19 protein-coding genes and 1 pseudogene are annotated in these 23,928 nt (G+C 64.1%); 11 read left to right on the top strand and 9 right to left on the bottom strand.

From position 1 onward, the window contains the following. The 3 genes and pseudogenes from QD280_RS14525 to speD all read left to right on the top strand — a co-directional run. Positions 1 to 371, top strand: a pseudogene (locus QD280_RS14525) (hypothetical protein); the annotation flags it as partial. A 178-nt stretch (positions 372 to 549) separates the two neighbouring features. Then, positions 550 to 975, top strand: a complete 426-nt coding sequence (locus QD280_RS14520) for an OsmC family protein (RefSeq protein ID WP_054557233.1) — start codon at positions 550 to 552, stop codon at positions 973 to 975. Positions 976 to 1,288: 313 nt separating this feature from the next. Then, complete coding sequence (speD, locus tag QD280_RS14515; protein ID WP_043334620.1) at positions 1,289 to 2,083, top strand: adenosylmethionine decarboxylase; 795 nt, start codon at positions 1,289 to 1,291, stop codon at positions 2,081 to 2,083. Positions 2,084 to 2,203: 120 nt separating this feature from the next. Here the strand turns inward: speD and QD280_RS14510 are convergent, their stop codons facing one another. From QD280_RS14510 to QD280_RS14495, 4 genes are all read right to left on the bottom strand, one after another. Next, positions 2,204 to 3,088 carry an ion transporter gene (locus tag QD280_RS14510; RefSeq protein ID WP_279839811.1) on the bottom strand — a complete coding sequence of 295 codons (885 nt, stop codon included), beginning with the start codon at positions 3,086 to 3,088 and terminating at the stop codon, positions 2,204 to 2,206. A gap of 141 nt (positions 3,089 to 3,229) precedes the next feature. After that, positions 3,230 to 3,997 (bottom strand): hypothetical protein, encoded by a 768-nt coding sequence (locus QD280_RS14505; protein WP_279839809.1) that lies wholly within the window; start codon positions 3,995 to 3,997, stop codon positions 3,230 to 3,232. Positions 3,998 to 4,076: 79 nt separating this feature from the next. After that, complete coding sequence (gene glnE, locus QD280_RS14500) at positions 4,077 to 7,166, bottom strand: bifunctional [glutamate--ammonia ligase]-adenylyl-L-tyrosine phosphorylase/[glutamate--ammonia-ligase] adenylyltransferase (RefSeq protein ID WP_279839807.1); 3,090 nt, start codon at positions 7,164 to 7,166, stop codon at positions 4,077 to 4,079. A 102-nt stretch (positions 7,167 to 7,268) separates the two neighbouring features. Then, positions 7,269 to 7,640, bottom strand: coding sequence for a diacylglycerol kinase (locus QD280_RS14495; protein WP_043334615.1), 372 nt, complete (start codon positions 7,638 to 7,640; stop codon positions 7,269 to 7,271). Between the two features lie 287 nt (positions 7,641 to 7,927). Between QD280_RS14495 and nhaB the strand changes: the two genes are divergently transcribed. Together nhaB and QD280_RS14485 are read left to right on the top strand one after the other, a co-directional pair. Then, positions 7,928 to 9,460 carry a sodium/proton antiporter NhaB gene (gene nhaB / locus QD280_RS14490; RefSeq protein ID WP_043334613.1) on the top strand — a complete coding sequence of 511 codons (1,533 nt, stop codon included), beginning with the start codon at positions 7,928 to 7,930 and terminating at the stop codon, positions 9,458 to 9,460. Positions 9,461 to 9,658: 198 nt separating this feature from the next. After that, positions 9,659 to 10,636, top strand: coding sequence for an MDR family oxidoreductase (locus QD280_RS14485; protein WP_213113625.1), 978 nt, complete (start codon positions 9,659 to 9,661; stop codon positions 10,634 to 10,636). Between the two features lie 303 nt (positions 10,637 to 10,939). Here QD280_RS14485 and dacB read toward each other — a convergent pair whose 3' ends face one another. The 3 genes from dacB to QD280_RS14470 all read right to left on the bottom strand — a co-directional run bounded on the left by dacB (position 10,940) and on the right by QD280_RS14470 (position 13,341). Continuing rightward, positions 10,940 to 12,490, bottom strand: a complete 1,551-nt coding sequence (gene dacB / locus QD280_RS14480; RefSeq protein ID WP_279839805.1) for a D-alanyl-D-alanine carboxypeptidase/D-alanyl-D-alanine-endopeptidase — start codon at positions 12,488 to 12,490, stop codon at positions 10,940 to 10,942. A 67-nt stretch (positions 12,491 to 12,557) separates the two neighbouring features. Then, on the bottom strand, positions 12,558 to 12,887 hold the full coding sequence (locus QD280_RS14475; RefSeq protein ID WP_043334608.1) for a multidrug efflux SMR transporter: 330 nt from the start codon (positions 12,885 to 12,887) through the stop codon (positions 12,558 to 12,560). Positions 12,888 to 12,891: 4 nt separating this feature from the next. Further along, the gene (locus tag QD280_RS14470) at positions 12,892 to 13,341 is read right to left on the bottom strand and encodes a PACE efflux transporter (protein ID WP_279839804.1); all 450 of its coding nucleotides are present in this window, start codon (positions 13,339 to 13,341) and stop codon (positions 12,892 to 12,894) included. Positions 13,342 to 13,481: 140 nt separating this feature from the next. On the opposite strand from QD280_RS14470, the gene QD280_RS14465 reads away from it, so the two are divergent. Beyond that, a complete protein-coding gene (locus QD280_RS14465; protein ID WP_192839139.1) occupies positions 13,482 to 14,408 on the top strand; it encodes a LysR family transcriptional regulator in 927 nt (308 codons plus the stop codon). 6 nt (positions 14,409 to 14,414) lie between these two features. Here the strand turns inward: QD280_RS14465 and QD280_RS14460 are convergent, their stop codons facing one another. Then, complete coding sequence (locus tag QD280_RS14460; RefSeq protein ID WP_054557238.1) at positions 14,415 to 15,104, bottom strand: SAM-dependent methyltransferase; 690 nt, start codon at positions 15,102 to 15,104, stop codon at positions 14,415 to 14,417. Between the two features lie 478 nt (positions 15,105 to 15,582). Here QD280_RS14460 and QD280_RS14455 point away from each other — a divergent pair, with 478 nt between their 5' ends. The 4 genes from QD280_RS14455 (at position 15,583) to QD280_RS14440 (ending at position 21,911) form a co-directional block, all read left to right on the top strand. Further along, complete coding sequence (locus QD280_RS14455) at positions 15,583 to 17,457, top strand: beta-ketoacyl synthase (RefSeq protein WP_279839819.1); 1,875 nt, start codon at positions 15,583 to 15,585, stop codon at positions 17,455 to 17,457. 177 nt (positions 17,458 to 17,634) lie between these two features. Next, positions 17,635 to 18,144: a pantetheine-phosphate adenylyltransferase gene (gene coaD / locus QD280_RS14450; protein ID WP_043334599.1), complete on the top strand. Its 510-nt coding sequence runs from the start codon at positions 17,635 to 17,637 to the stop codon at positions 18,142 to 18,144. Between the two features lie 10 nt (positions 18,145 to 18,154). Next, positions 18,155 to 18,412 (top strand): YfhL family 4Fe-4S dicluster ferredoxin, encoded by a 258-nt coding sequence (locus QD280_RS14445; RefSeq protein WP_043334597.1) that lies wholly within the window; start codon positions 18,155 to 18,157, stop codon positions 18,410 to 18,412. A 568-nt stretch (positions 18,413 to 18,980) separates the two neighbouring features. Further along, positions 18,981 to 21,911 (top strand): MASE3 domain-containing protein, encoded by a 2,931-nt coding sequence (locus tag QD280_RS14440; RefSeq protein ID WP_279839803.1) that lies wholly within the window; start codon positions 18,981 to 18,983, stop codon positions 21,909 to 21,911. Positions 21,912 to 22,018: 107 nt separating this feature from the next. Here QD280_RS14440 and QD280_RS14435 read toward each other — a convergent pair whose 3' ends face one another. Further along, complete coding sequence (locus QD280_RS14435; RefSeq protein WP_234368090.1) at positions 22,019 to 22,300, bottom strand: hypothetical protein; 282 nt, start codon at positions 22,298 to 22,300, stop codon at positions 22,019 to 22,021. Between the two features lie 273 nt (positions 22,301 to 22,573). Between QD280_RS14435 and QD280_RS14430 the strand changes: the two genes are divergently transcribed. Further along, positions 22,574 to 23,908 carry an MATE family efflux transporter gene (locus QD280_RS14430; RefSeq protein ID WP_279839802.1) on the top strand — a complete coding sequence of 445 codons (1,335 nt, stop codon included), beginning with the start codon at positions 22,574 to 22,576 and terminating at the stop codon, positions 23,906 to 23,908. The last annotated feature ends 20 nt before the right edge of the window (positions 23,909 to 23,928 follow it).

Here is a 23,928-nt window from a genome sequence, read left to right as displayed (position 1 = left end):
TGGATACCCCGCCACATCATCCCCGCGGGGACTTCCTGCTCACCCCAACGGGGATAGTGAAGGATGAAGCCGGCGCCGAGAGCGACGAACAGGACGAAAAGGAAGAGAAAGATGAGCAGGAAGAGCAGGCCGGCAGCCGGCTGACCTTCTCCGGCGTGTCGTGGCTGTCACCGCGCCTGATCCGCCGCGCCATCGCCGAGACGCAGGCCTATCAGGGCCCCGACAGCGTCTTCAAGCTGGCGCCGCTGCTGCGTGAGGCCATGCAGCATGGCGAGGTGCGCGGCCTGCATCATCGCGGCGCCTGGATTGATGTCGGCACCCCACAGCGTCTGGCCGAGCTGGATGAGCTGCTGAGCCACGCCAGGGCCTGAGCCAGCGCGATATAAGCTCAGCGCTGGACGTTCCTCCGGGCACGCCGATGACAATGCTACCCTGTGCGCCATCGTGCTCACCGCGCCCTTATTCCTGTAGCCCCTGGCCTTTATAGCCACTAGCGCCGGGCCGGTGGCGCATCAACGACTTATCAGAAGGAGAAGTTCCGACATGGCAATGAACGCCAGCATCAAATGGACCGATGGTCGCCAGTTCCTCGCCGAATCCGGCAGCGGCCACAGCGTGGTCATGGACGGCAATCCGGACAACGGCGGTCGCAACACCGGCCCGCGTCCGATGGAAATGCTGTTGATGGGTCTGGGCGGCTGCACCAGCTTCGATGTCATCCAGATTCTGGAAAAGGCCCGCCAGCAGGTCACCGACTGTCACGCCGAACTGAGCGCCGAGCGCGCCGATAGCGTGCCGAGCGTGTTCACGAAGATTCACGTCAAGTTCGTGGTCACCGGTCGCAACCTCAAGGAATCCCAGGTCAAGCGTGCCGTCGAGCTGTCCGCCGAGAAGTACTGCAGCGCCTCCCTGATGCTGAGCGCCGGGGGTGTCGAGATCACTCACTCCTACGAAGTCATCGACATCGCGGCCTGATCACGCCTCGCCCTCCCGCCGTTCAAGGCCCCACCGACGGCGGGAGGGAGCGCACCACTGACGACGTCTCACCAGGATCGGCGGGAATTGTCGCTGGCGTGTCAGCCCTGCCTGTGCATAATACGCCCCTCAAACCGGTCGTCTCACCGGTCGTCTCGTGGCAAAGATGGTACGCAATGCTCCCTGTGAGTCATGCTGCCAGCGCCCGGGGCGGGCCTTTCGAGATGTCCTCTTCGGCCCGATGCCTGCCTCTGCCCCATTGCAATGGCGCATCGGATGTCATACCACCCTCCCATTTCAAGGAGGCCTGGACGTGAGCGATCAACTCCGCCTTCACGGGTTCAACAACCTCACCAGTTCGTTGAGCTTCAATATCTACGACATCTGCTACGCGCAGACCGAAGAGCAGCGCACGGCGTATATCGATTATATCGATGAGCTCTACAATGCCGAGCGTCTTACCCAGATCCTCAAGGATGTCACCAACATCATCGGTGCCCACGTGCTGAACATCGCACGCCAGGACTATGAGCCGCATGGTGCCAGCGTGACCATTCTGATCGCCGAGCACGAGCTGGAAGAGCAGGACGTGTCCCAGACCGCGCCGGGCCCGGGCCCGCTGCCGGAAACGGTCGTCGGCCATCTGGACAAGTCTCACGTCACGGTGCACACCTATCCCGAGTCCCACCCGGACAACGGCATCAGCACCTTCCGTCTGGATATCGATGTCTCGACCTGTGGTATGATCAGCCCGCTGAAGGCGCTGAACTATCTGATCCACAGCTTCGATTCCGATATCGTGACCATGGACTACCGCGTGCGTGGCTTCACGCGCGACGTGGATGGCAAGAAGCTGTTCATCGATCACGACATCACCTCCATCCAGGATTACCTGGCGGAGGACACCAAGCGTGCCTACCAGATGGTCGATGTGAACGTGTATCAAGAGAACATGTTCCACACCAAGATGCTGCTCAAGGACTTCGAACTGGACAACTACCTCTTCGGCACCTCGCGTCGCGAGCTGACCTTCGAGGAAGCCACCAACATCGAAGGCCGTCTGCGTCGTGAAATGCTCGAGATCTTCTACTCGCGCAACTTCGACTGATCATCGCCTGCGTCATGCACGGCAGTCGCAGCGCCTGTGCCTGCTTGCCTGACGCCTGATGACAGTTCGAAAAAGCCCCTGACACCTCACGGTGTCAGGGGCTTTTTGTTGCCTGCCGGCTCAGCGATCGCCGACGGGGCCCTCCCTGTCTGGCGGGGCGGCATCCCCCAGGCGCTGTTCCATCTCCTCATTCACCTGGCGATGCAGCGCCTCGCGGTGGCGCTCGCGCTCAGCCAGCGACTCGCCCCGCTCCTGCGCGACCTGATCCAGCCGTTCACGCAGCTCGCGCACCTCCGTCGTCAGCTCGCTGATCTGATGATAGAGCGCCCGCGTCATGTCGCGCTGGGCACGCGCTGCGCGGGCCTCCTGTTCGCTGTCATCCTCGATGAAGATCGAGCTGATATAGGCGGCGAAACTCCCGAACAGCCCCACGCCCCCGACCATCAGCAGCACCGCCACCACGCGACCGAGCGTCGTGATGGGATAGTAGTCGCCATAGCCGACGGTGGTCACCGTCACCACCGCCCACCACAGCGCCTCCTCGGCGGTATTGATGGGGCTATCGGGATTGGGTGTCTCCACCATCAGCATGGTCAGGGCGCCGAACACTACCAGCAGCACCGTGGCGGTGGCCGCCGAGGCGAAGACCCCCTCGGCCCGGTTGCGGAACAGCAGCTTCCAGATCATTTCCATCGACTTGATGGCGCGCAGCACCCGCAGCACCTGCACCACGCGAAACAGCCTCGCGCCCTGGAAGAGTCCCGCCGGAATACAGGCCAGCAGGTCGATCCAGCCCCACTTCATGTACTCACGCTTGCTCTTGGCACTGGCGAAGCGCTTGCAGAAATCGATGAAGAAGAACAGGCAGACCACGTAGTCCATGTATTCCAGCAGCCGCTGGACCTGGGGTGACAACACAAAGACAAGGTCCACCACCATGGCGCCGATCACATAGATCGACAGCACCAGGATGAACAGCTGAAAGGGCGTGACGCGTTCCTGCATCCGAAGACTCTCCGTGAATGGGGCTCTGGAAAGCCTACCCCATCCTCGACGCCCTGACAGTGTGCAGCCACCGCTGGCGGGCGCCCGGGCACTCATCTGTCCGGTGGTTCATGCATCCCTGGGTTCAGGCGCCCGCGCTCATCAAGCCTTGCTGCGCGACTCCTCGTCACTCGGGGGCTGGAAGGTGGACTGCTCGCTGATGTCCTCCCCACTGATGCGATTCAAAAGCTTGCGCAACTTGTGACGCTGCCTGCGTGATGACAGGCGATTGGAATCCCAGCGTTCCGGCACCAGCGCACATTCTCCATTGGCATCGTGCAGGCGGAAGGCACGCTCGACGCCGATCGGATGGTCCTCACTGCCATAGATGCCGATGATGCTCAGCGTCAGACGCTGGAATTCCAGCTGCTCATTGCTGGGCCAGTGACCATCGAGCGAGATGCCATTGCGGCGCGCCATGCGCTCGATGACTTCAGAGAAAGTCCCGATATGCAGGAAGTCGCCCGAGCCCAGCGGCCCCTGACGCGTGGTATCGGAGATACGCCATTCACTGCTGCTGGAAGCCTCCTGCGCGGGCTGCTCGCTGTCGCCGTCCTGCTGATTGTTACCCTGCTCGTCACCTTCCTGATAGCTGCGTTCGAACTCGGTGACATCCATCAGCAGGCTGCCATGACTGGTATCCAGCCTGGCGATGATGTGCTCGATGAAGATCGATTCGGCACTCATGTTGCTGACGATGCACAGACTGTCGATACCCTTGGACTTGCCGCGATTGATCAGCACTCGCGGGCGACGCTGGCGACGGAAGTTGTGATACAGCAGCTGCGCGTAGACCAGCCAGATGAAGAACGAGCCGATACTGGCTATCGCCGAGATGGTTTTCGAGTGATTCGCAATCCACTCCATCATGCTGACCTCCCCTGTCAACGTTGTCTGGTGCACCCTTTCTTGGGGACAGCGACAGGGGATTGCGAGCATTGATTTGGCGTTAAACCTTCTCGTGACTGACCTGATCCTCGCCCAGCAGTGCCTGCCAGAGGGTGATGACCCGCTCACGGTGGGCGGCAATCACCGGGTGCTGCTCCAGCCGCATCAGGCTGCCGTGCTTCTCCAGCGCCAGCCGATGACTGACATCGCGATAGGCCAGATAGGCCTCGCGCAGCTCACCGGCCTGCTCGCCCGGCAGCCGTCCGCAGGACTCGAGGGTTTCCAGCAGTCGCATGTTGTCGCTCCACTCGAGCAGAGCAGGCACCTGATGACTCAGCGCCAGCACGCAGTACTGGGCGAGAAACTCGATGTCGACGATGCCGCCGGCATCCTGCTTGAGATGGAACTGGCCGGCCTCGCGGTCCTTGGCGCTGCTGCCCAGGTGATCACGCATCTTGTGGCGCATGGCGATCACCTCCTGGCGCAGCGCCTTCTCGTCCCGCTGCTGACCGAGCACCTCACGGCGCACCTCCTCGAAGGCCAGCGCCAGCGCCGGGTCACCCGCTACGGCCCGCGCGCGCACCAGCGCCTGGTGCTCCCAGGTCCAGGCTTGCGTGAGCTGATAGTCCCGGAAGGCCGCCAGACTCGAGACCAGCAGCCCCGAATTGCCCGACGGGCGCAGGCGCATGTCGACCTCGTAGAGCGCACCGGCCGGCGTCACCGCCGTCAGCAGGTGGATGATGCGCTGCCCCAGACGCGTGAAGAACAGCGGGTTGTCCAGCGGCCGCGGGCCGTCCGTCTGGCCCTTGCTGGCCGCATCATGCAGGAAGACGAGATCCAGGTCCGAGCCATAGCCCAGCTCGATGCCGCCCAGCTTGCCGTAGCCGACGATCACGAAGCTGCCACTCAGGCTGTCGCCGGTGATCGGCTGGCCATCGCGCCCGATGGGGAAGCCATGCTTGCGGGTCAGGGTCTTCCACGCCATCGCCAGCACCTGTTCCAGCACCACCTCGGCGATGAAGGTCAGATAGTCGCTGACCTTCATCAGCGGGCGGGCACCGGCGATATCGGAGGCCGCCACGTGTAAAACCTGGGCATGGCGGAACACCCGCAAGGCCTCGAGCAGCGCCTCTTCATCATCCTCGGGAATGCGCGAAAGCGCAGTGCGCAGCTCATCGGCGAGGCGCGTCTTGTCGGCGGGTGAGTACAGGTTATGCGGGTGCAACAGCTCGTCGAGCAGCACCGGATAGCGCGCCAGCTGCTCGGCGATCCACGGGCTGGCCGCACACAGGCGCATCAACTGCGCCAGCGCATCCGGGTTCTCGCGCAGCAGCGCCAGATAGGCCGTCCGCCGCAATACCGCCTCGATCAGCGGCAACACGCGCTCCAGCACTCGGCTGGCATCGTGCTCGCCGGGCTTCTCGGGGTCGCCCGCCGCCGAGCCCAGTGCCTGCAGCAATGGCGGCATCAGTGCATCGAGACGATCAAAGCCGATGCGCTGCATGCCCTGTACCGCACGTGACCGCCGCAGGCTGTCGAGGCGCCGGAAACTCTCGGCGGCACTCTCGAAGCCACTCTCGGCGAGCAGAGCCTCGCCCTCCTCGGCCGTCAGCTCGCCACGCCACAGTGCTCGCCACTCATCCAGCGCCTGCTGACCTTCGCCCTGCTCGGCCTCGTCGTCTTCCGGCGCGGCGATCACGTTGTCAAAGTGATGGCGGATGCGCGTGCGCACCTCCTCCAGGCGCGCGGTGAGCGCCTCCCAGTCGGGCAGCTTCATGGCCAGCGCGAGGCGCTCGCGGCCCAGCGGGTCCAGCGGCAATGTCTGGGTCTGGCGGTCGGCCTGGGCCTGCAGGGCGTGCTCAAGATCGCGCAGGAAGACGTAGTCCGGCACCAGCTCATCCACGACCGCCTGCGGCAGCAAGCCCAGGGCTGGCAGGCGCGCAAAGGCCTGCTTGAGCGAGGTGACCTGCAATTCCGACTCACGTCCGCCCCGAATCAGCTGGAAGGCCTGGGCGACGAACTCCACCTCGCGAATGCCGCCGGAGCCGAGCTTGATGTTGTCGGACAGCCCGCGCCGCTTGACCTCGCGATTGATCATCGCCTTCATCTCGCGCAGCGACTCGATGGCACCGAAATCCAGATACTTGCGATAGACGAAGGGCCGCAGGTGCGCGATCAGGCGCTCGCCGGCAGCGACGCTGCCCGCCACCGGGCGCGCCTTGAGCATCGCGTAACGCTCCCATTCGCGGCCCTGATCCTGATAGTAGCTGGCCAGCATCGAGAAACTGCCGACCAGTGGCCCGCCGTCCCCCAGCGGACGCAGCCGCATGTCGACGCGGAACACGAATCCATCGGCGGTCATCGCGTCCAGCGCGGCAATCAGCTTCTGGCCGAGACGCGTGAAATATTCCTGATGATCCAGAGACTTGCGGCCACCAGACGTCTCGCCCTTGTCGGGGAAGGCGAAGATCAGGTCGATATCGGAGGAGAGGTTGAGCTCGCCGGCGCCCAGCTTGCCCATGCCGAGCACCACCAGCCGCTGCGGCTCGCCGAAGCGGTCCGGCGCGGGGCGGCCGTAACGCGGCTCAAGCGAGGCTTCCAGCCAGCCAAGCGCGCCCTCGAGAGTGACTTCGGCGAGGTGCGAGACCGCCGCCGCGGTTTGCCACATGTCGGCGCCGTTGAGGTCGCGCCACACGATGCCCAGCATGCGCAGCTGGCGGAAGCGCCGCAGCACCTGCTGCATCGCCTTCTCGTCTTCGGCACTGATGAGGCCGGCGGCGAGGCGCTCAGTGAGCTGGGCGACCGGCAAGGCGCGCTCCAACTCGCCGCTCTCGAGCAGCTCGGACAGCAGTTCAGGGCGACGGCACAGCGTCTCCAGCGCGAAGTCAGACAGCGTGATCAGACGTCCCAACTGGCTGCGCTGACGCTCATCGAGGGCCAGGAAGGTCGCCAGCGGAGAGCCGTCATCGCCACGCATCTCGCTGAGATTCTCAGCCTGACTCAGGCTCTCTTCGAGGCGCTCCTGGGCGGCGCACAAGGCGCTCTCGAGCGTGGCACGGCTGTCAGCCGACTGCTCGGCCAGCAGCGATGACGGCGCAAGGAAATCAGCGGGCAACAGTGGGCGGGACTGCGCGGGGGATGGCTGGGGCATGGTCGTCTCCTTCGATCCAGCCCTCAGCATAACGGAGGCCGCAGGCACATGACACGGCCTGCCCGCCGCCCCCTTTCATTGATGTGGTCGTGGCTTGGTCGCTCAGCCGAACAGCTTGTCGTAGAGCAAGGTGCCCCAGGTCAGGCCAGCGAAGATCAGGCTGATCATGACCGCCGCCGAGCCCATGTCCTTGGCGCGCCCGGACAGTTCATGGAATTCCGGGCCGATGCGGTCAATCGCGGATTCCACCGCCGAGTTGAGCAGTTCGACCATCAGCACGATCAGCGTGGAGCCGACCAGCAGCAGCCACTCGACATGCGAGTCGCCGATCCACCAGGCAAACGGCAGCAGCAAGGCGCACAGCACGATCTCCTGGCGGAAGGCCTCTTCGTTGCTCCAGGCGGCCTTGAGGCCCTTGAGCGAGTAACGCGCGGAATGCTTGAGGTGGGTCAAGCCGGTATGCCGTGATTTCATCTTCGGGTCTCGTACAGAAGCAGCACGGAGGCTGCAAAGGCCGATCTTTCAATCGGACGACGTCTGCCAGCAACACGCCTCGGGAGAGCTCGCAGCACACCGGCCAGCGACAGCGCAGCGCTGCCTGCGCGAATTTCACGACCAAAGGCTACCCGAGACCTCATCGACGGGCGTGCTCTAATACCGCCAGGCGCTCGATGACGGCGGCGATGATAGCAAAGCACGCGCTGAAGCGGCATTGCCGATCCCGTCCTCCAACAACAACAAATCAACGCCGGGAACTGCCCATGCCTTCGCTATCACACGACACACGCCAGACGCTCAGCCGCGGACTGGCGCGCAACTTCCTCGGCCAGTCGCCACGCTGGTACAAGCAGTTGATGTGCCTGTTTCTGATCACCAATCCGCTGCTGCTGTGGTTCAGCGGCCCCCAAGGTGGCGTGATCGTCGGCTGGCTGCTGCTGGGGGAATTCATCTTCACGCTGGCGATGGCGCTCAAGTGCTATCCCCTCCAGCCAGGCGGTCTGCTGGCGCTGGAGGCCGTCGTCATCGGCATGGCCTCGCCGGAGGCCATCATGCAGGAGATGGAGCGCAACCTGCCGGTGATCCTGCTGCTGATGTTCATGGTGGCCGGCATCTACTTCATGAAGCCGCTGCTGCTGTATGCCTTCACCAAGATCATCCTCGGCGTGCGCTCCAAGACCTGGCTGTCGCTGATGTTCTGTCTCTCCAGCGCCCTGCTGTCCGCCTTTCTCGATGCCTTGACGGTGACGGCGGTGATCATCGGCATCGCGGTGGGCTTCTACTCCGTCTACCACAAGGTGGCCTCGGGCAAGCATTTCGATACCCAGCATGACCATGCCAACGATGTCAGCGTCGAGGCCGTGCACAGTGAAGACCTCGAGGATTTCCGCGGCTTTCTGCGCTCGCTGCTGATGCATGGCGCGGTGGGAACCGCGCTGGGAGGCGTCAGCACCATGATCGGCGAGCCGCAGAATCTGGTGATCGCCAAGGCCGCCGAATGGGACTTCATCGACTTCTTCCTCGCCATGGCGCCGGTCACCGTGCCGACCTTCTTCGCCGGTCTCGCCCTGTGCGTGCTGCTGGAGCGTGGCCGCTGGTTCGGCTACGGCCAGCGCCTGCCCGCCAGCGTGCGACGCATTCTCGAGGATTATGATCATCATCAGGATTCACGGCGCACGCCGCGGGAACGCGCCGCGCTGATCGTGCAGGCCGTGGTGGCGGTACTGCTGGTCCTGGCGCTGGCACTGCACATGGCAGAGGTCGGGCTGATCGGGCTGGCGGTGATCATCCTGCTGACCGCCGGCAACGGCATCACCGATGAGCACCAGATCGGCCGCGCCTTCCAGGAATCGCTGCCCTTCACCTCGCTGCTGGTGGTGTTCTTCACCATCGTCGCGGTCATCCACGAGCAGCATCTGTTCCAGCCGTTCATCCAGTGGGTACTGAGTCTGCCCATCGAGGAGCAGGCCGGCGCGCTATTCCTGGCCAACGGGCTGCTCTCGGCCATCTCGGACAATGTCTTCGTGGCCACGGTGTACATCACCCAGGTCAAGAACGAGTTCGTGGCCGGCAATATCAGCCGCGAGCACTTCCATGCGCTGGCGGTCGCGGTGAACACCGGCACCAACCTGCCCAGCGTTGCGACTCCCAATGGCCAGGCGGCGTTCCTGTTTCTGCTCACCTCTGCCATCGCGCCGCTGGTCAGGCTCTCCTACGGGCGCATGGTGTGGATGGCGCTGCCCTACACGGTGCTGATGACGCTGGTCGGACTGGCCACCGTGCGCAGCTTCATCTAGCCAGCGCCTCCTGTTCCTGGGGCCAGCCGCACATCCGGCTGGCCCCGGTTGCGTCAGTCTCATCCCAATGTCGATATCGCGAGGCTTCCCCACAGCGTCGCTTGCAGGCACTGTGAGATGACGCGTCTCGATCAGACGCCGTGACACCCTTCAAGCAGGAAGACCGCCAACACCCACGCCATCCACAAGGAGACAGCCATGTCCCGCGCACTGATGCTGCACGAAGAGACACCTCGCGCCCGAGTCGTCGACCTCTCCGATGACCAGCTACCTGACCTGCCTGTCACGGTGGCCATCGAGCGTTCCGGGCTCAACTACAAGGACGCGTTGGCCATCACCGGCCGTGGCAAGATCGTTCGCGAGCTGCCCTTCGTGCCGGGCATCGATTTCGCGGGTCGCGTCGAGGCCTCCGACTCGCCGGATTATCAGCCGGGCGATGAGGTCCTCCTGACCGGCTGGGGCGTGGGCGAGCGCCATTGGGGCGGCCTGGCCGAGCGCATGCGCGTCAAGCCCGAGTGGCTGGTCAAACGCCCTGCCAATCTGAGCGCCGAGCAGGCCATGGCCTTCGGCACCGCCGGCCTGACCGCCATGCTGTGCGTGATGCGCCTCGAGGAAGCCGGCCTGACGCCCGAGCAGGGCCCGGTGATCGTCACCGGCGCCACCGGCGGGGTCGGCAGCTGGGCCGTGCAGATGCTGGCCGGGCAAGGCTTCGAGGTTCACGCGGTCAGCGGCAAGGCCGAGCAGCGCGAATGGCTCGAGTCACTGGGCGCGAGCGAAGTCCATCTGCGCAGTGATTTCGAGGACAAGGGCCGTCCGCTGGAAAAGAGCCGCTGGGCAGGCGCCGTGGATACCGCCGGTGGCCAGGTGCTGGCCAATCTGCTGGCGCAGATGAATTACGATGGCAAGGTGGCGGCCGTGGGCCTCGCGGCGGGCGCCGACCTGCCCACCAGCGTGATGCCGTTCATCCTGCGCGGTGTCTCGTTGCTGGGCGTCGATAGCGTCATGATCAATGCCGAACGCCGTCAAAGGGTATGGCAGCGTCTGGCCGACCTGCCGGACGAGATGCACGCCCAGATGCAGCTCGAGACGGTCGGCCTGGAAGGCCTCGCCGAACGCGCCGAGGCGATGATCGACGGACGCGTCAGCGGTCGTGTGCTGCTCGATCCGACGCGCTGAAGACACTCGACGCACGACCCGCGACGGAAAATTTGCCCTCACAGCGCCAAAAACGCTTCAAGTCCTTGATTGTTGCGGTGCAATAGCGATTTTGGCGTTAGCCAACGCCGTCACACAACGCTATGCTCTTGTTATCTCGTTGCGCCCTGTCGAGCGTCCCGAGTGCCCTCCCCTCAGCCATGCCGGGCGTGTGGAGGACCACCCCGCCTTCGGGCGGGGTTTTTTGTGTCTGTCACTCAGGCCATGAACACGAAAGCCCCGCCGATTGGCGGGGCTTTCGTGTTCATGCGCGCGATCAGGAGCTCAGTTGCGCTCGATCATCGCGGTCAGGTCCTCGGCGACCGGATCCAGCACCTGCGGCCAAGACAGATAAGGCACCGCCGCTCGGCCGTTGACCATCACCGCGAAGGCGCCCCAGCGGCCACTTTGCGTGCGGAAGTATCCCGAGATGGCGCGAACCGGCACCGGGTTGTTGAGCGTGCCCGTCTTGACCATCACGTGATTGCGGAAGGTCTCGCTGCCACGGCGGATGAAGCGCATCGGGCCATTGACCGGTGCCTGCAGGCCCGCCACGAAGGTGGGGAACAGCGCCGGGCGGTGATACATGCTGTCGAGCAACGCCACCAGCCCACTGACGCTGGTGCGGTTCTGTGAGGTCAGGCCGCTGCCGGAATACATCGTCAGCGGGCCGTGACCGGGAATCGCGCTGGCGAAGGTCTCGAGCTTGGCGCCGCCCTGGCGCAAGGTGGCCTGGCTGCCGCCGACCAGCGCCAGCGTCAGCTGGTCCGCCATGAAGTTGTTGGAGTAGTTGAGCATGCGCGTCAGCAACTCCTGCATCGGCTTGCCTTCGACGCTACCGAGCTGCGCGGCGCTGGAGGGCGGCGCCGTCGAGGTGATGTCCACCCCGCCGGTCACCGTGATCCCGGCGCGCGCCAGGATGTCGCGCATCAGCTCACCGGTGTACAGCGCAGGATTGGAGACGGCGCGGTAGATGCTGCGCGGCTGGCTGTCGGCGGCGATGGTACCGGTGACGACCAGCGTATCGCGACCGTTGCTGGTGGTGCGCCGGGCATTGATGGCGCTCTTGCCACCCGCGCCGACCGTGGTGACCTGGTTGTCGAAGATCTCGGTGGGCTGGGTGGTGTCGCAGCTGGCCAGTCGCGCCGGCGCCTGACTGCCCGCACCCGGCATCACCTTCACGCACCAGCTGGCATAGTTGCTGGCCGCGGACGACAGCAGCGCATCATAGGCATTGCTGGAACGCCGCGAGGCATTGCAGCGATCGGTACTGATGCAGGGCACCGGCCCGAAACGCCACTGACTGATCAACAGGCGCCCTTCGACGCGGCGGATGCCCCGAAAGCGCAGCTCCTCGGTCAGCCGCCACAGCTCTTCACTGGTCAGCGCCGGGTCGCCGCTGCCCTCAAGCACCAGGTCACCGGTCAAGACGCCGCCGCTGATCGTGCCCGTGCTGCGCAGACGCGTGGAGAAACGATACTGCGGGCCGAAACGGTCCAGCGCCGCACCGGCGATATAGAGCTTGGACAGCGAAGCCGGCGTCAGTTGCTGGTCGGGATTGACCGAGGCCAGCGTCTCGCCGGTATCGAGCATGCGCGCCTGGGCACTGACGATGAAGCCCTTGTCAGTCAGTCGCGTCAGGTTGTCAAAGCCCGCCGCCTGCGCCGGGCCCGCCACGACAAGCGTCGCACCGGCCGCCATGGCCAGTCGGCACAGCGAGCGCGTGAAACGCAGCGACTTGCCCGCTGCCGCGGGGCGCGCCGCCTTCAGCAAGGGCAACAGGGGAGACAGTCGGGAGGGTCGCGCAGAGGTCGGTGCAGTGCGAAATAGGGGCATGAGGCATCCAGTGACGTCGTCGGTGAGCATCCATGTCACAGCCGGGAGGCGCCGTGATGCCCCTAGCTTAATGAGGACTGGCGCTGGAAAACAGATGCAGGACAGCGACACCGCCCACGATCATCGCCAACCCCAGGATGGCCGGCAGGTCCGGCATCTCGCGATAGACCACCGCACCGAACACGGTGACCAGCACGATGCCGAGCCCGGACCACACCGCGTAGGTCACGCCCAGCGGCAGGTCACGCAGTACCAGCGTCAGGAAATAGAAGGCGATGCCGTAGCCCACCACCACGATCACGCTGGGGCCGAGTCGCGAAAAGGACTCGGAGGCCTTGAGCGCGCTGGTCGCGATGACCTCTGCCAATATGGCCACTGCCAGGAAGACATAACTCATCGAATCACCTTGTATTGTGGGGGGCCAGCTGCTGCTCACGCGCGGCCTTGCGCGCCAGCAGACGACTCATGACGGCATCGAACAGCGGGTTGAAGATCATGGCCCAGACCAGGAAGAAGGCAACGAAGCCCAGATCCAGCAACAATGCCTGCCACAGCCCCAGGTCGAGCCAGGCGGCCACGATGAAGACGGTCACCAGTACCAGTCCGAGCTCGAAACCGAGTGCCTGAGCGATGCGCTGGGTCGCGCTGCGCTGGCGGGTCGGCACCCAGCGATCGAACATCCAGTTCCAGGCCGTACTCCAGATGACCGCCAGCGTGGACATCACCACCGCCAGGCTGCCCATGCTCGCCAGGTCATGCCCCGTGATCAGCGCCGACAACGGCGCCACGAGCAGGACGCCGCCCAATTCCAGCAGACCGGCCTGGGCCAGACGTTCTTTCTTGGAGCGCATATCATTCCTCCTCTCGATCACCGCGTGTTATGCCATAGGGCTGAATGACGCGGATGGAGGAGGCATTCTAGAGAGATACAAGATGGTTTAAAGTTGGCATCCATCTATTATTCAGATGGATCAAGGCGCGAGGCGAGGCAATGAACTGGACACTGGAGCAACTGCAGACATTGCGCTGCGTGGCGGAGACGGGCTCGTTCTCGGCGGCGGCGCGGCGGCTGGGGCGTGCGCAGTCCGCGGTCAGCACCGCCATCGCCAATCTGGAGCTGGACCTGGGCTGCGAGCTGTTCGATCGCCGCCCTCGCACACCGGTGCTGACACCCGCGGGCGAGGCCATGCTGCATGAAGCCAACAGCGTGCTGATGCAGTGCCAGCGCCTGGAGGCACGCGCCCGCACCCTCAGCCAGGGGCTGGAAGCCAGCCTGACGTTGGCGATCGATGAGGCGCTGGTAGAGATGCCGCCAGTGATGGCGGTGCTGGAAAAGATGGCGGTGCAATACCCGACGCTGACGCTGAATCTGCTCAATGGCGCGCAGGATGAGGTGGCCCGCTGGGTGGAGCAGCACCAGGCCAATCTCGGCATCCTGTTCTATCAGCCACTGGGTGTCATGGCGCTGGAGCGCGAGGCGCTGGGGCGGCTGGAGCAGGTGCTGATCGTGGCACGCGATCACCCGCTGGCTCAGCTCGAGAGCCCGACCCATAGCGATCTGGCCGATCACCGCCAGCTGATGATCGGCCAACGCCAGCAACTGGAACCCGGCCACGAGGGGCCGCGCTCACAGCGCTTCTGGCAGCTCAACAGCTTCTATGCGATGGCAGAGCTGACGACACGCGGACTGGGCTGGGCGCAGGTTCCGCGCCATATCGCCCACTACCCGCCCTTCCAGCAGCGCCTGAAGATTCTGGACCTGAGCGCGCTGGGCGCCACCGCCGACATCGATATCGAACTGATCTCGCGCCGCGACAGCCCTCGCGGCCCCGCGGCCAGCTGGCTGCGCCAGTCACTGCGCGACACCTTCCACAACAGCCACGCCGCTATCGCCAACCAGAACCTGCCACCGGCGTGATTCGCGTCAGACCTGCAGCGGGTAGCGCTCGGGCGTGTGTTCAAGCTGGCATTCGAGTCGCCACAGCGCCTGGCCAGACTCGTGATACTTGCGCTCGAAGTGCGTCAGATAATCGCCCTGCGGCTCGAAGGCGTGCGCCGTCACCTCGACACCGGTGGCATGCCCGATGGCCTGGGCGAATTCCCGGGCGTAGATCTCCCAGTTGGTGCGCAGCTCAAGCTGACCGCCCAGCGCCATGATGATCGGAAACACCGGGTGGCCCTGCCAGCGCATCTTGAGATGGCGCGCCTTGGGATAAGGATTGGGGTACAGCAGGGTGTGATGCGCAGGTGCCCAGCCCGCGGCAAGCGCCAGGCGCCAGAAGTCGACGAGGTCTGCGCGCACCAGCAAGGCGTTGTCCGGCAGCTCGCCATGCTTGCGGCTGAGGCGGTCTTCGCTGCGGTCCACGCCGATGACGGCATGGTCCGGATGCGCCAGTGCCAGCTGACGGGTCGATCGCCCGACGCCGCAGCCGCTGTCCAGCCACAGGGGCTTCGCCTGAGCCGACAACCACTGTTGCGCTTGCAGGAACGCTTCGCGGGTATGCTCCGCCACGGGTTTGCGCAGCGGATGCGCCATCGCACGGCGCACGCGACGCTCGATATCCTCGTGGGGGCCGGTCTGGGGGGAATCGATCTGGCGGGAGTTGGCGTACATCAGCAGTTCCGATAGCAACGGGCAGGAAAATCACGCGCGGAGTCTAGCAGATGCGCCTGCATCGGGCTGCGCCATATGGCGTACAGCCCATCCGGGGCTGGCGGCGCAGGAAGGCCTGGGCACAAAAAAAGGCGCCTGCCTCGCGGCACGCGCCTACACCAACTCAAACAGCCACGACAGAATGGCAGCTTGTGATTCCAAAATCAAACAAACGTTTAATCACGATCATCCCGTGCCATGACGAGTACAAAAACAGGCCGCCGAGACTCGCACTGAGCGCAGAGATATCGCACAGTGTTCGCAGCAAGCGCTCGCTGGCGCGCCCGCGTAGAGGCGGGGGTGCATGACGCCTGTATTGAGGGGGTGTTATCATCCGCCCATCATTTGGACGAATATCCGCAGAGGTATCGCCCAGACCAACGACTCACAGTATTTTTACGAGGAAAGCGGCTTGTCACACTTACCGGTGATCGTCGGCATGGGCGGCGTCAATGCCGCCGGCAGAACTTCGGGCCATCAGGCGTTCCGGCGCACGGTGCTCGACTCCCTGCCGGAGACAGACCGTCAAGAGACCCTGCTGGGTCTCGCAGCGCTCATGAACCTCGCCCGCTGCGATGATCAGGGCCAGTGGTTCAATGCCGAAGGCCAGCCCGCCGAGGCTCAGGCGCTTGCGGAGCGTCTGGCAGACCAGGTGCTGTCCCACACCCTGATTCGTCGCATTGAAGACGAGCGCTTCAACGCGACCGGCATTCCTGCCAATCGTCAGTCAAAGCTGACGCTGGGCCAAGACTTGACCTTCACGCTGCGCAGCCGCCAGCTGCCGGAACAGCCGCCCGCTGACTGGCAGATCCGCGAACTGGACAACCGTCATGTCGAAGTCACGGTACCGGCCGGCGAATTCGATGTCCTGCTGCCCGATCATCGTCAGGCGCTGGTGCGCGCCGCGGGTCAGCTGCCCAGTGGCTTCGCGCCGGAGCAGCTCTATCGCAGCGTGCATCATCCGCGCGGCCTGTCGATGACCATCTTCGGTGCCAGCGACTGCCTCGGCGACAGCGGCCTGGACTGGGATGCGCTGCGTGATAGCCTCGATCCGGACGATATTGCCGTCTACGCCGGCAACTCCATCGGCCAGATGGACGCCGAAGGCTGGGGCGGACTGATGAAGTCCTTCGTGGCCGGCGAGCGCGCCACCTCCAAGCAGATGCCGCTGGGCTATGCCCAGATGCCCGCCGACTTCCTCAATGCCTACGTGCTGGGCAATGTCGGCGGCGCCGGTGCGGCGATGGGCGCCTGCGCAAGCTTCCTCTACAACCTGAAGCTGGGCCTGAACGACATCCGCAGCGGCCGTCGCCGTGTGGTGATGGTCGGCACCGCCGATGCGCCGATCACGCCGGAAGTCATCGAGGGCTTCCGCAGCATGGGTGCCCTGGCCGATGACGAGAGCCTCAAGGCCCTCGACGCGCTGGAAGTGCTCACCGACAGCGATTACCAGAAGGCCTGTCGCCCGTTCGCGCGCAACTGTGGCTTCACCATCGCGGAAGCGACCCAGTTCGTGATCCTGATGGCGGATGATCTGGCGCTGGACACCGGCGCTCGCATCATCGGCAGCGTGCCGGACGTGTTCGTCAATGCCGACGGCTGGAAGCGTTCCATCTCGGCGCCCGGCGTCGGCAACTACATCACCCTGAGCAAGGCGGTGGCGCTGGCGCGCGATATCGTCGGCGATGAAGGCGTGCGCCAGCGCAGCTTCGTCCATGCCCATGCCACCTCCACGCCGAAGAACCGCACCACCGAATCCCACGTGCTCAATGAAGTGGCTCGCGCCAACGACATCCAGGCCTGGCCTGTGGTGGCGGTAAAATCCTTCGTCGGCCACAGCCAGGGCAGTGCCGCGGGGGATCAGGCGGTATCGGCGCTCGGCAGCATGGCGACCGGCATCCTGCCGGGTATCCCGACGCTGGATGCCATCGCCGATGACGTGCATCACAGCCACCTCGACATCCGCCGCGAGGCGCGCGAGTTCACCGCAGACGTCGCCTTCATCAATGCCAAGGGCTTCGGTGGCAACAACGCCAGTGGCGTGGTGCTGTCGGCAGACGTCACGCTGAAGTTGCTGGCGGCGCGACATGGTGAGGCGGCACTGGCTGCCTGGCGTGAGCGCAGCGGTCTCTGCGAGCAGCGTCGCGCCGACTATCTGGACAAGGCACAGCGCGGCGAATTCACGCCGACCTATCGCTTCGGTGAAGGCGTGCTCGAAGGTCCGGAGCTGGAGATCACGGATCGCGAGATCCGTATCCCCGGCTATGCGAAGCCCGTCTCGCTCAAGGTCGACAACCCCTTCGGTTCGCTGTAAGACCTGCTCGCTACCCCTCCCGGGTTGCGCACTCGCTGTCGAATCCCCTCCCGCGACTGGCAAGCCGCGCGAGGGGTTCTACACTCGGCGTACCGGCCTTCTGCGGCTCCTCATCCTTCGTCGTCCACTGCAGCCGGTCACCAGGCTGATCCGCTGCCGACAGAGCTCGAGTTCGTCATGCCCAAGAACATTGCCGTCTATCCCGGCACCTTCGACCCGATCACCAATGGCCATACCGACCTGATCGAGCGCGGCGCGCGCCTGTTCGACAAGGTGGTGGTCGCGGTGGCTTACAGCCCCAGCAAACGCCCCGCGCTGCCGCTGGAGATGCGCATCGATCTGGCACGCCGGATTCTGGCGCATCTCGACAATGTCGAGGTCATCGGTTTCAGCTGCCTGCTGACAGAGCTGCTTGAGCAGCAGAATGCGCGTATCATTCTGCGCGGCCTGCGTGCGGTCTCCGACTTCGAGTACGAACTGCAGCTGGCCAACATGAACCGGGCCCAGGCGCCGCACGTCGATAGCCTGTTCCTGACCCCGGAATTACAGAACTCCTACATTTCATCGACCATCGTGCGCGAGATATCGCGTCATGGCGGTGATGTGTCGCGTCTGGTGCATCCGCTGGTGGCCGAGACCCTCGCCCGGCATTTCTCCGCTACCGACGACGACACCGCCACAAGCTGAGGACAGCATCATGGCCCTGATCATCACTGATGAGTGCATCAACTGCGACGTCTGCGAGCCGGAATGTCCCAATGGGGCCATCTCGCCGGGGGAAGAGATCTACGTCATCGACCCGGACCTGTGCACCGAATGCGTCGGACACTTCGATGAGCCGCAATGTCAGCAAGTCTGCCCTGTCGACTGCATCCCGCTCGACCCGGCCAACAAGGAAAGCCAGGAAGAGCTGATGGACAAGTACCACATCATCACGGCCGCACTCGGCAACTGATTGCCGCCTGCTCCGGCAGCCGTCATGGCGATGACATGGCTTGTATTGCGCCACATCCGTCGTGACGGCTGCTTTCTTATTGCCTGACACCTCCTGCCTTCTCCGCAAGCCCTCTTCCTCAAGTCCTTTCCTCAGGCTCGGCCCTGACTGACGCTTCAGCGCCTGATTCGCCAACGCGACGCCTCTTGCCGCGAGACAGCAACGGGTAACGTAACCGACTGGCACTAACACCGACTGGCAAAGGCGCGACGGGCAAAGACGCCGGCTGGCGACACACTTCGTTCGCGATCAAGACCTCCCCCGGCGCGCTGCCCGCCATTGCCTGCTCTCGCCGTCCTCCCTGCTGGCCCCGCTGCTGACCCCGCTGCTGACCCCGCTGCTGGCCTCACGGCTGACATGGCCAGACAGCATCGTGGCTACCAGCCTGCTCTCGGCCCCTGCCTAAACGGCTACGCAATTAATACCAAACGCTACGTCAGGTTATTTTCTGTTAGGGTAATGTAAACAATCTATTCTATCCTGTAGTGATAAAGTCACTGTCGTACCCTTTAACGCGCACGGATTGCCCATGTCCTCTCGCTCTCTCTCTACCGTTCTCAAGCGCCCCTTCCTGGGGACACGCACACAGCTGCCCAATGCCGGCACGGCGATGCTGCTTGTCATGCTGGCGATCATGGTGGTCTTGATCGTGGTGCCGCGTCCGCAGCTGTTCAGCTCGGTCGGACAGTACCTCGTCCCGCATTCACTGCTGGAAATGGGCGCGATACTGGTCGCACTGATGTCTGCCGTCTCCATCTTCCAGGGGCACCGTCGGACACTGCCGACCAGCTTTCTGGTCATGGGGTGCGCCTTCATGCTCTCCGCCTTCTTCGACATGGTGCACATCTTCAGCTACGACGGCATGCCCGACTTCGTCAGCGAAGCCTCCGTCAGCAAGGCCATCCATTTCTGGCTGGCAGGGCGGACCGCCTTCATCATCGCGCTGCTGGCCCCCTGCCTGCTGACAGCCCGCCCCGTACCGCGCCGCTATCTGCCCGTGGCCTTTGGCTTGACGCTCGCCATCGGGCTGGCGGTGAGCTGGATAGGCCTCTTTCATCTCGACTTCCTGCCAGAGACCTTCATCGTCGGCAGTGGCCTGACTGCCTGGAAGATCGGCTACGAGTGGGCCCTGGCGCTGAGCGCTGTGCTGGCCGCGGTACTTCTGCTCGGCGCGCGCCGACTGCCTGAAGGCACCAATGCCGGCTGGCTGGCGGTCGCGGCGCTGGCCACGGGAATTTCCGAACTGTGCTTCACCCTTTATGCCACTGCCTTCGATGTCTTCAATCTGCTCGGCCATCTGTACAAGGTGGTGGCTTACGCGATGATCTATCACGCCATCTATTCATCGCGCATGGTCTACCCCTATCAGCAGCTGCAGAAGATGAGTGACGCCCTGGGCGAGGCCGAACAACGCTGGCAGTTCGCGCTGGAAGGCTCAGGCGCCGGCGTCTGGGACTGGAAGCAGGATACCGATCACGTCTTCTACTCTCCGCAGTGGAAAGCGACGCTCGGCTTCCAGGAACACGAGATCGGCAGCAGCTTCGATGAGTGGAAGTCACGCATCCACCCGGATGACATGCCGCGCACCCTCGACGACCTGAAACAGCACTTTGAAGGCCACAGCGCAGAATATCGCAACGAGCACCGCATGCTGACGCGCAACGGTGAATGGAAGTGGATTCTCGATCAGGGACGCGTGGTGGAGCGTGCCGAGGATGGCAGGCCCCTGCGCATGATCGGTACTCACAGCGATATCGACTGGATCAAGGAGCAGCAGCAACGCCTGATCAGCAGCCGTGCCCGTCTGCGCTCCATCTATCACTCCGCACCGGTGGGCATCATCGTCGCCGACCGGGATGGCACCATCGCGGATGCCAACTCGGCCATGCATGCCCTGCTGGGCAAGAGTGATGCCGAGCTTTTCCAGCAATCGCTGTGGGGGCTGTTCTCACTGGATGAGATCAGTCGCATGAAACGTGCCTGGGGCCAGCTGCAGCGCGAGGGCGGCAGCTTCCAGGACGAATACCACATGCAGACTGACACGGGGCAGATGTTCTGGGCGGAAGTCACCCTCACGCCGCTGGAGGGCGAGGAGCGCACCCTGGTACTGATCAACAATATCGAGGACCGCCGCCGCGCCATCGAGTTGCTCGAGGAGAATGCGACTCTGTATCAGGAAGTCTTCAGCACCGGCAACGCCATCAAGCTGCTGATCGACCCGGAGCTTGCCGAGATCATCGATGCCAACCCGGTCGCCGCCGACTTCTATGGCTACAGCATCGGCGAGATGTGCGGCATGCCACTGGGCCGTATCAACGTGCTGGCCAGCCAGTCGCTCTCCAAGCGCATCCGTGCGGTCGTCAACCGTACCGACAACCACTTCGAGGCCAGCCATCAGCTTGCCAACGGTGAATTACGTGATGTCGAGATCTTTACCGGCCCGGTGGACCTGAACGGCCGCACCCTGCTGTTCTCCATCGTTCACGACATCACCGATCGCAAGCGTGCCCAGCGCGACCTGCAGGCCGCCAACCTCAAGCTGTCGCGACTCTCCGAGAGCCGCAGCCAGATCCATCACCTCGCGGAATGCCTGCTGACCTGCTCCCAGCTCGATGAGATCATCACCCAGCTCAATGTTCGTCTGCCCAGCCTGTTTGCCGGCTGCGAAGGCAACGTGACCCTGCATGACCCGAATGACATCAATCAGACGATGCATATCAACTGGGGGTCACCGCCCACCGACGCTCGTCACCTCAAACAGACGCTGACGGTCGGGGATGGCCAGGTGGGGGAGTTCGTGCTGCTGATCCCGCCGGAAGAAGACAGCCTGGAACGCCTTCAACCCCTGGCGGAAGATGTCAGCCATCTGGTGATGCTGGCACTGGCCGACCTGCAGCTGAAGCGGGGTCTGGCACATGAGGCGCGCAAGGATACGCTGACGCGCCTCTTCAATCGTCGTCACCTCGATGAGGTGCTGCCCCAGAAACTGGCCGAGGCCAGCATCGGCAACCCGCTGTCCCTGGTGGTGCTGGATCTCGACCACTTCAAGCAGGTCAACGATACCTACGGACACGAGATGGGCGATCAGGTCCTCACGCGCCTGGCCAACCTGATACGTGAGTCGCTGCGCAGCTCCGATGAAGCCTGTCGCTACGGTGGCGAGGAGTTCGTGATCCTGATTCCCGGTGCCAGCGCAGCGGTGTCACGCGCACGTGTCGAGGCCATTCTCGAAGCCTTCCACGAAGAAGTCTTCGAGCATGAGACGCTGGGGCCGCTGACCGGCTTGAGCTTCTCCGCCGGGGTCGCCAACGCGCCGCATGACAGCCAGGCCACCGACGCACTGTTCAACATGGCCGACAATGCGCTCTACCAGGCGAAACGCGCCGGACGCAAACGCGTGTTGTGCTTCAACTCACTGCCGCCCGCAGCCGATAGCCACGCCAGGCAACCCGCGCACTGACCCCATCTCTCACCACCCTTCAGACACGACAACGCCGACCCTCGAGGTCGGCGTTGTCGTGTCCAGCCATGAGCGACGCGTGCTCACCAGCCGCGATCAGGACATCCTCAATCCCAATCGACACGCGTGGTCTTGCAGCCGAGGCAGCGAGCGAAGGTCGCCTGCGCCGGGGTCGCGACCAGTACGCGCGCCGTCTCATCGATATTCTGCCCCATGGCCGCGAAGGGAGCCGACACGACAAAGATGGCAGCACCGACGACGGTCGTGGCTAGCAACAGTGGACGCCCGATAAGGGCATCGGCCACCATCATGCCTGCGCTGGGTGTGTCGTCACCCTGCTCGCTGGGCAGCTCGATGGCCTGCACCGGCGTCGCCAGCACCAGCGTCATGCCAGCTACTGCAAGCCCAGTGCGCAATCGCGTGCTTCGCTGAAGAATCGTGCGTTTCATAGTCAGTTCCCTTGCGTCCGGACGCTCCATGCGTCCCTGTTATGGGTCTTCGCGCCAGTGGATCTCTCGGCTGGCGCATGGCAGGCCTTGCCATCAAGTCACCAGAACTAGATTAGCGCTCCAGCGCCATTACGCCCAGCCCTGCCAGGCCTTATCCTGATCAACGCGACCGCTCCCGGCTGACGTTACCTTCACCCCTCATTCGGACCCAACATGCCCGCCCCTTCCCTGAAGACCGCCACACTGCCTTCCGCCGATCGCCATATGTGGCGCCTGGCCTGGCCCATCATCCTTTCCAACATTTCCGTGCCGTTACTGGGGCTGGTGGATACCGCCGTGGTCGGGCATCTCGAGGATGCGGTGTATCTGGGCGCGGTCACGCTGGGCGCGGTCCTCTTCAGCTTTCTGTACTGGGGCTTCGGGTTCCTGCGCATGGGCACGACCGGCATGACGGCACAGGCCCATGGCCGTGAAGACCACGATGGCCTGCGCACCCTGCTGGGCCAGGGCATCGGGCTGGCACTCGCCATCGGGCTGGTGTTGATCATCGCCGGCTCGCCGCTGATCACCCTGGGACTATCGCTGATGGAGGCCAGCGAGGCCACGCGTGCCCTGGCCCATGACTACGCCAGCATCCGTCTGTGGTCGGCGCCGGCGGTGCTGATCAACTACGTGATTCTGGGCTGGTTCCTGGGGCTGGGGAATTCGCGCGTCACGCTCGGCATCCTGGTGCTGACCAATGGCGTCAACATCCTGCTCGACCTGGCCTTCGTGCCCGGGCTGGGCATGACCAGCGATGGCGTGGCGCTGGCCAGCGTGATCGCCGACTACTGTGCGCTGGCCACGGGCCTGTGGCTGGTCGCCCGCCAGCTCAGACGCATGCCGGGGCGCAGTGACCGCGCAGCGCTGCTGTCTCTCCCCGCCTGGGGCGCGCTGATCCGCGTCAATCAGCATCTGTTCGTGCGCACCCTGTGCCTGCTGGGCGCGACGGCCTATTTCACCTCGCAGGGTGCCAGCTTCGGCGATGATGTTCTGGCGGCCAATGCGGTGCTGCTGCAGTTCGTGATGATGACGTCCTATGCACTGGATGGCTTCGCCCAGGCGGCGGAGTCAGAAGTCGGGCGAGCCGTCGGCCAGAACGACTGGCAACGCTTCGCGCGCAGCGTGGGGGCGGCAACCCGTTTCTCCTTGATCACCGCGACAGCGGCCAGCGGCCTGCTCTGGCTCTGCGGGCCGGCGTTGATCCACCTGCTGACCGACATTCCCGAAGTCCGTGCCCTGGCCACCCTCTATCTGCCCTGGATGGTCGCCATGCCCCTGGTCGCGGTGTGGAGCTACCTGCTGGACGGCATCTTCATCGGTGCCACGGCGACGCGTGAAATGCGCAATACGCTGGTGGTATCCCTGCTGGCCTTCATCGGCCTGTGGCCGTTGCTCGAAGGCTTCGGCAATCATGGACTGTGGCTGGCCTTCCTGCTGTTCACCAGCGTGCGCTCTGCCGTGCTCGGCGGCTACTACCTGCATCATCGCCGCCATCATTGGCGCTGATGCCATGCCCGTTGGAGCCT

The organism is Cobetia sp. 1AS1 (assembly GCF_029846435.1).
In the GTDB taxonomy this organism is placed as follows: Bacteria; Pseudomonadota; Gammaproteobacteria; order Pseudomonadales; family Halomonadaceae; genus Cobetia; species Cobetia amphilecti.
Note: the sequence above shows the minus strand (reverse complement) of the source record. Positions and strands in the feature narration are given on the sequence as shown.

Bases quoted from the DNA above. Each gene is read 5' to 3' on its own strand.
- QD280_RS14520 (WP_054557233.1), top strand. From the start codon at position 550: ATGAACGCCAGCATCAAATGGACCGATGGTCGCCAGTTCCTCGCCGAA.
- QD280_RS14510 (WP_279839811.1), bottom strand. From the start codon at position 3,088: ATGCAGGAACGCGTCACGCCCTTTCAGCTGTTCATCCTGGTGCTGTCG.
- QD280_RS14505 (WP_279839809.1), bottom strand. From the start codon at position 3,997: ATGATGGAGTGGATTGCGAATCACTCGAAAACCATCTCGGCGATAGCC.
- glnE (WP_279839807.1), bottom strand. From the start codon at position 7,166: ATGCCCCAGCCATCCCCCGCGCAGTCCCGCCCACTGTTGCCCGCTGAT.
- QD280_RS14495 (WP_043334615.1), bottom strand. From the start codon at position 7,640: ATGAAATCACGGCATACCGGCTTGACCCACCTCAAGCATTCCGCGCGT.
- nhaB (WP_043334613.1), top strand. From the start codon at position 7,928: ATGCCTTCGCTATCACACGACACACGCCAGACGCTCAGCCGCGGACTG.
- QD280_RS14485 (WP_213113625.1), top strand. From the start codon at position 9,659: ATGTCCCGCGCACTGATGCTGCACGAAGAGACACCTCGCGCCCGAGTC.
- dacB (WP_279839805.1), bottom strand. From the start codon at position 12,490: ATGCCCCTATTTCGCACTGCACCGACCTCTGCGCGACCCTCCCGACTG.
- QD280_RS14475 (WP_043334608.1), bottom strand. From the start codon at position 12,887: ATGAGTTATGTCTTCCTGGCAGTGGCCATATTGGCAGAGGTCATCGCG.
- QD280_RS14470 (WP_279839804.1), bottom strand. From the start codon at position 13,341: ATGCGCTCCAAGAAAGAACGTCTGGCCCAGGCCGGTCTGCTGGAATTG.
- QD280_RS14465 (WP_192839139.1), top strand. From the start codon at position 13,482: ATGAACTGGACACTGGAGCAACTGCAGACATTGCGCTGCGTGGCGGAG.
- QD280_RS14460 (WP_054557238.1), bottom strand. From the start codon at position 15,104: ATGTACGCCAACTCCCGCCAGATCGATTCCCCCCAGACCGGCCCCCAC.
- QD280_RS14455 (WP_279839819.1), top strand. From the start codon at position 15,583: ATGGGCGGCGTCAATGCCGCCGGCAGAACTTCGGGCCATCAGGCGTTC.
- coaD (WP_043334599.1), top strand. From the start codon at position 17,635: ATGCCCAAGAACATTGCCGTCTATCCCGGCACCTTCGACCCGATCACC.
- QD280_RS14445 (WP_043334597.1), top strand. From the start codon at position 18,155: ATGGCCCTGATCATCACTGATGAGTGCATCAACTGCGACGTCTGCGAG.
- QD280_RS14440 (WP_279839803.1), top strand. From the start codon at position 18,981: ATGTCCTCTCGCTCTCTCTCTACCGTTCTCAAGCGCCCCTTCCTGGGG.
- QD280_RS14435 (WP_234368090.1), bottom strand. From the start codon at position 22,300: ATGACGCTGGTGCTGGCGACGCCGGTGCAGGCCATCGAGCTGCCCAGC.
- QD280_RS14430 (WP_279839802.1), top strand. From the start codon at position 22,574: ATGCCCGCCCCTTCCCTGAAGACCGCCACACTGCCTTCCGCCGATCGC.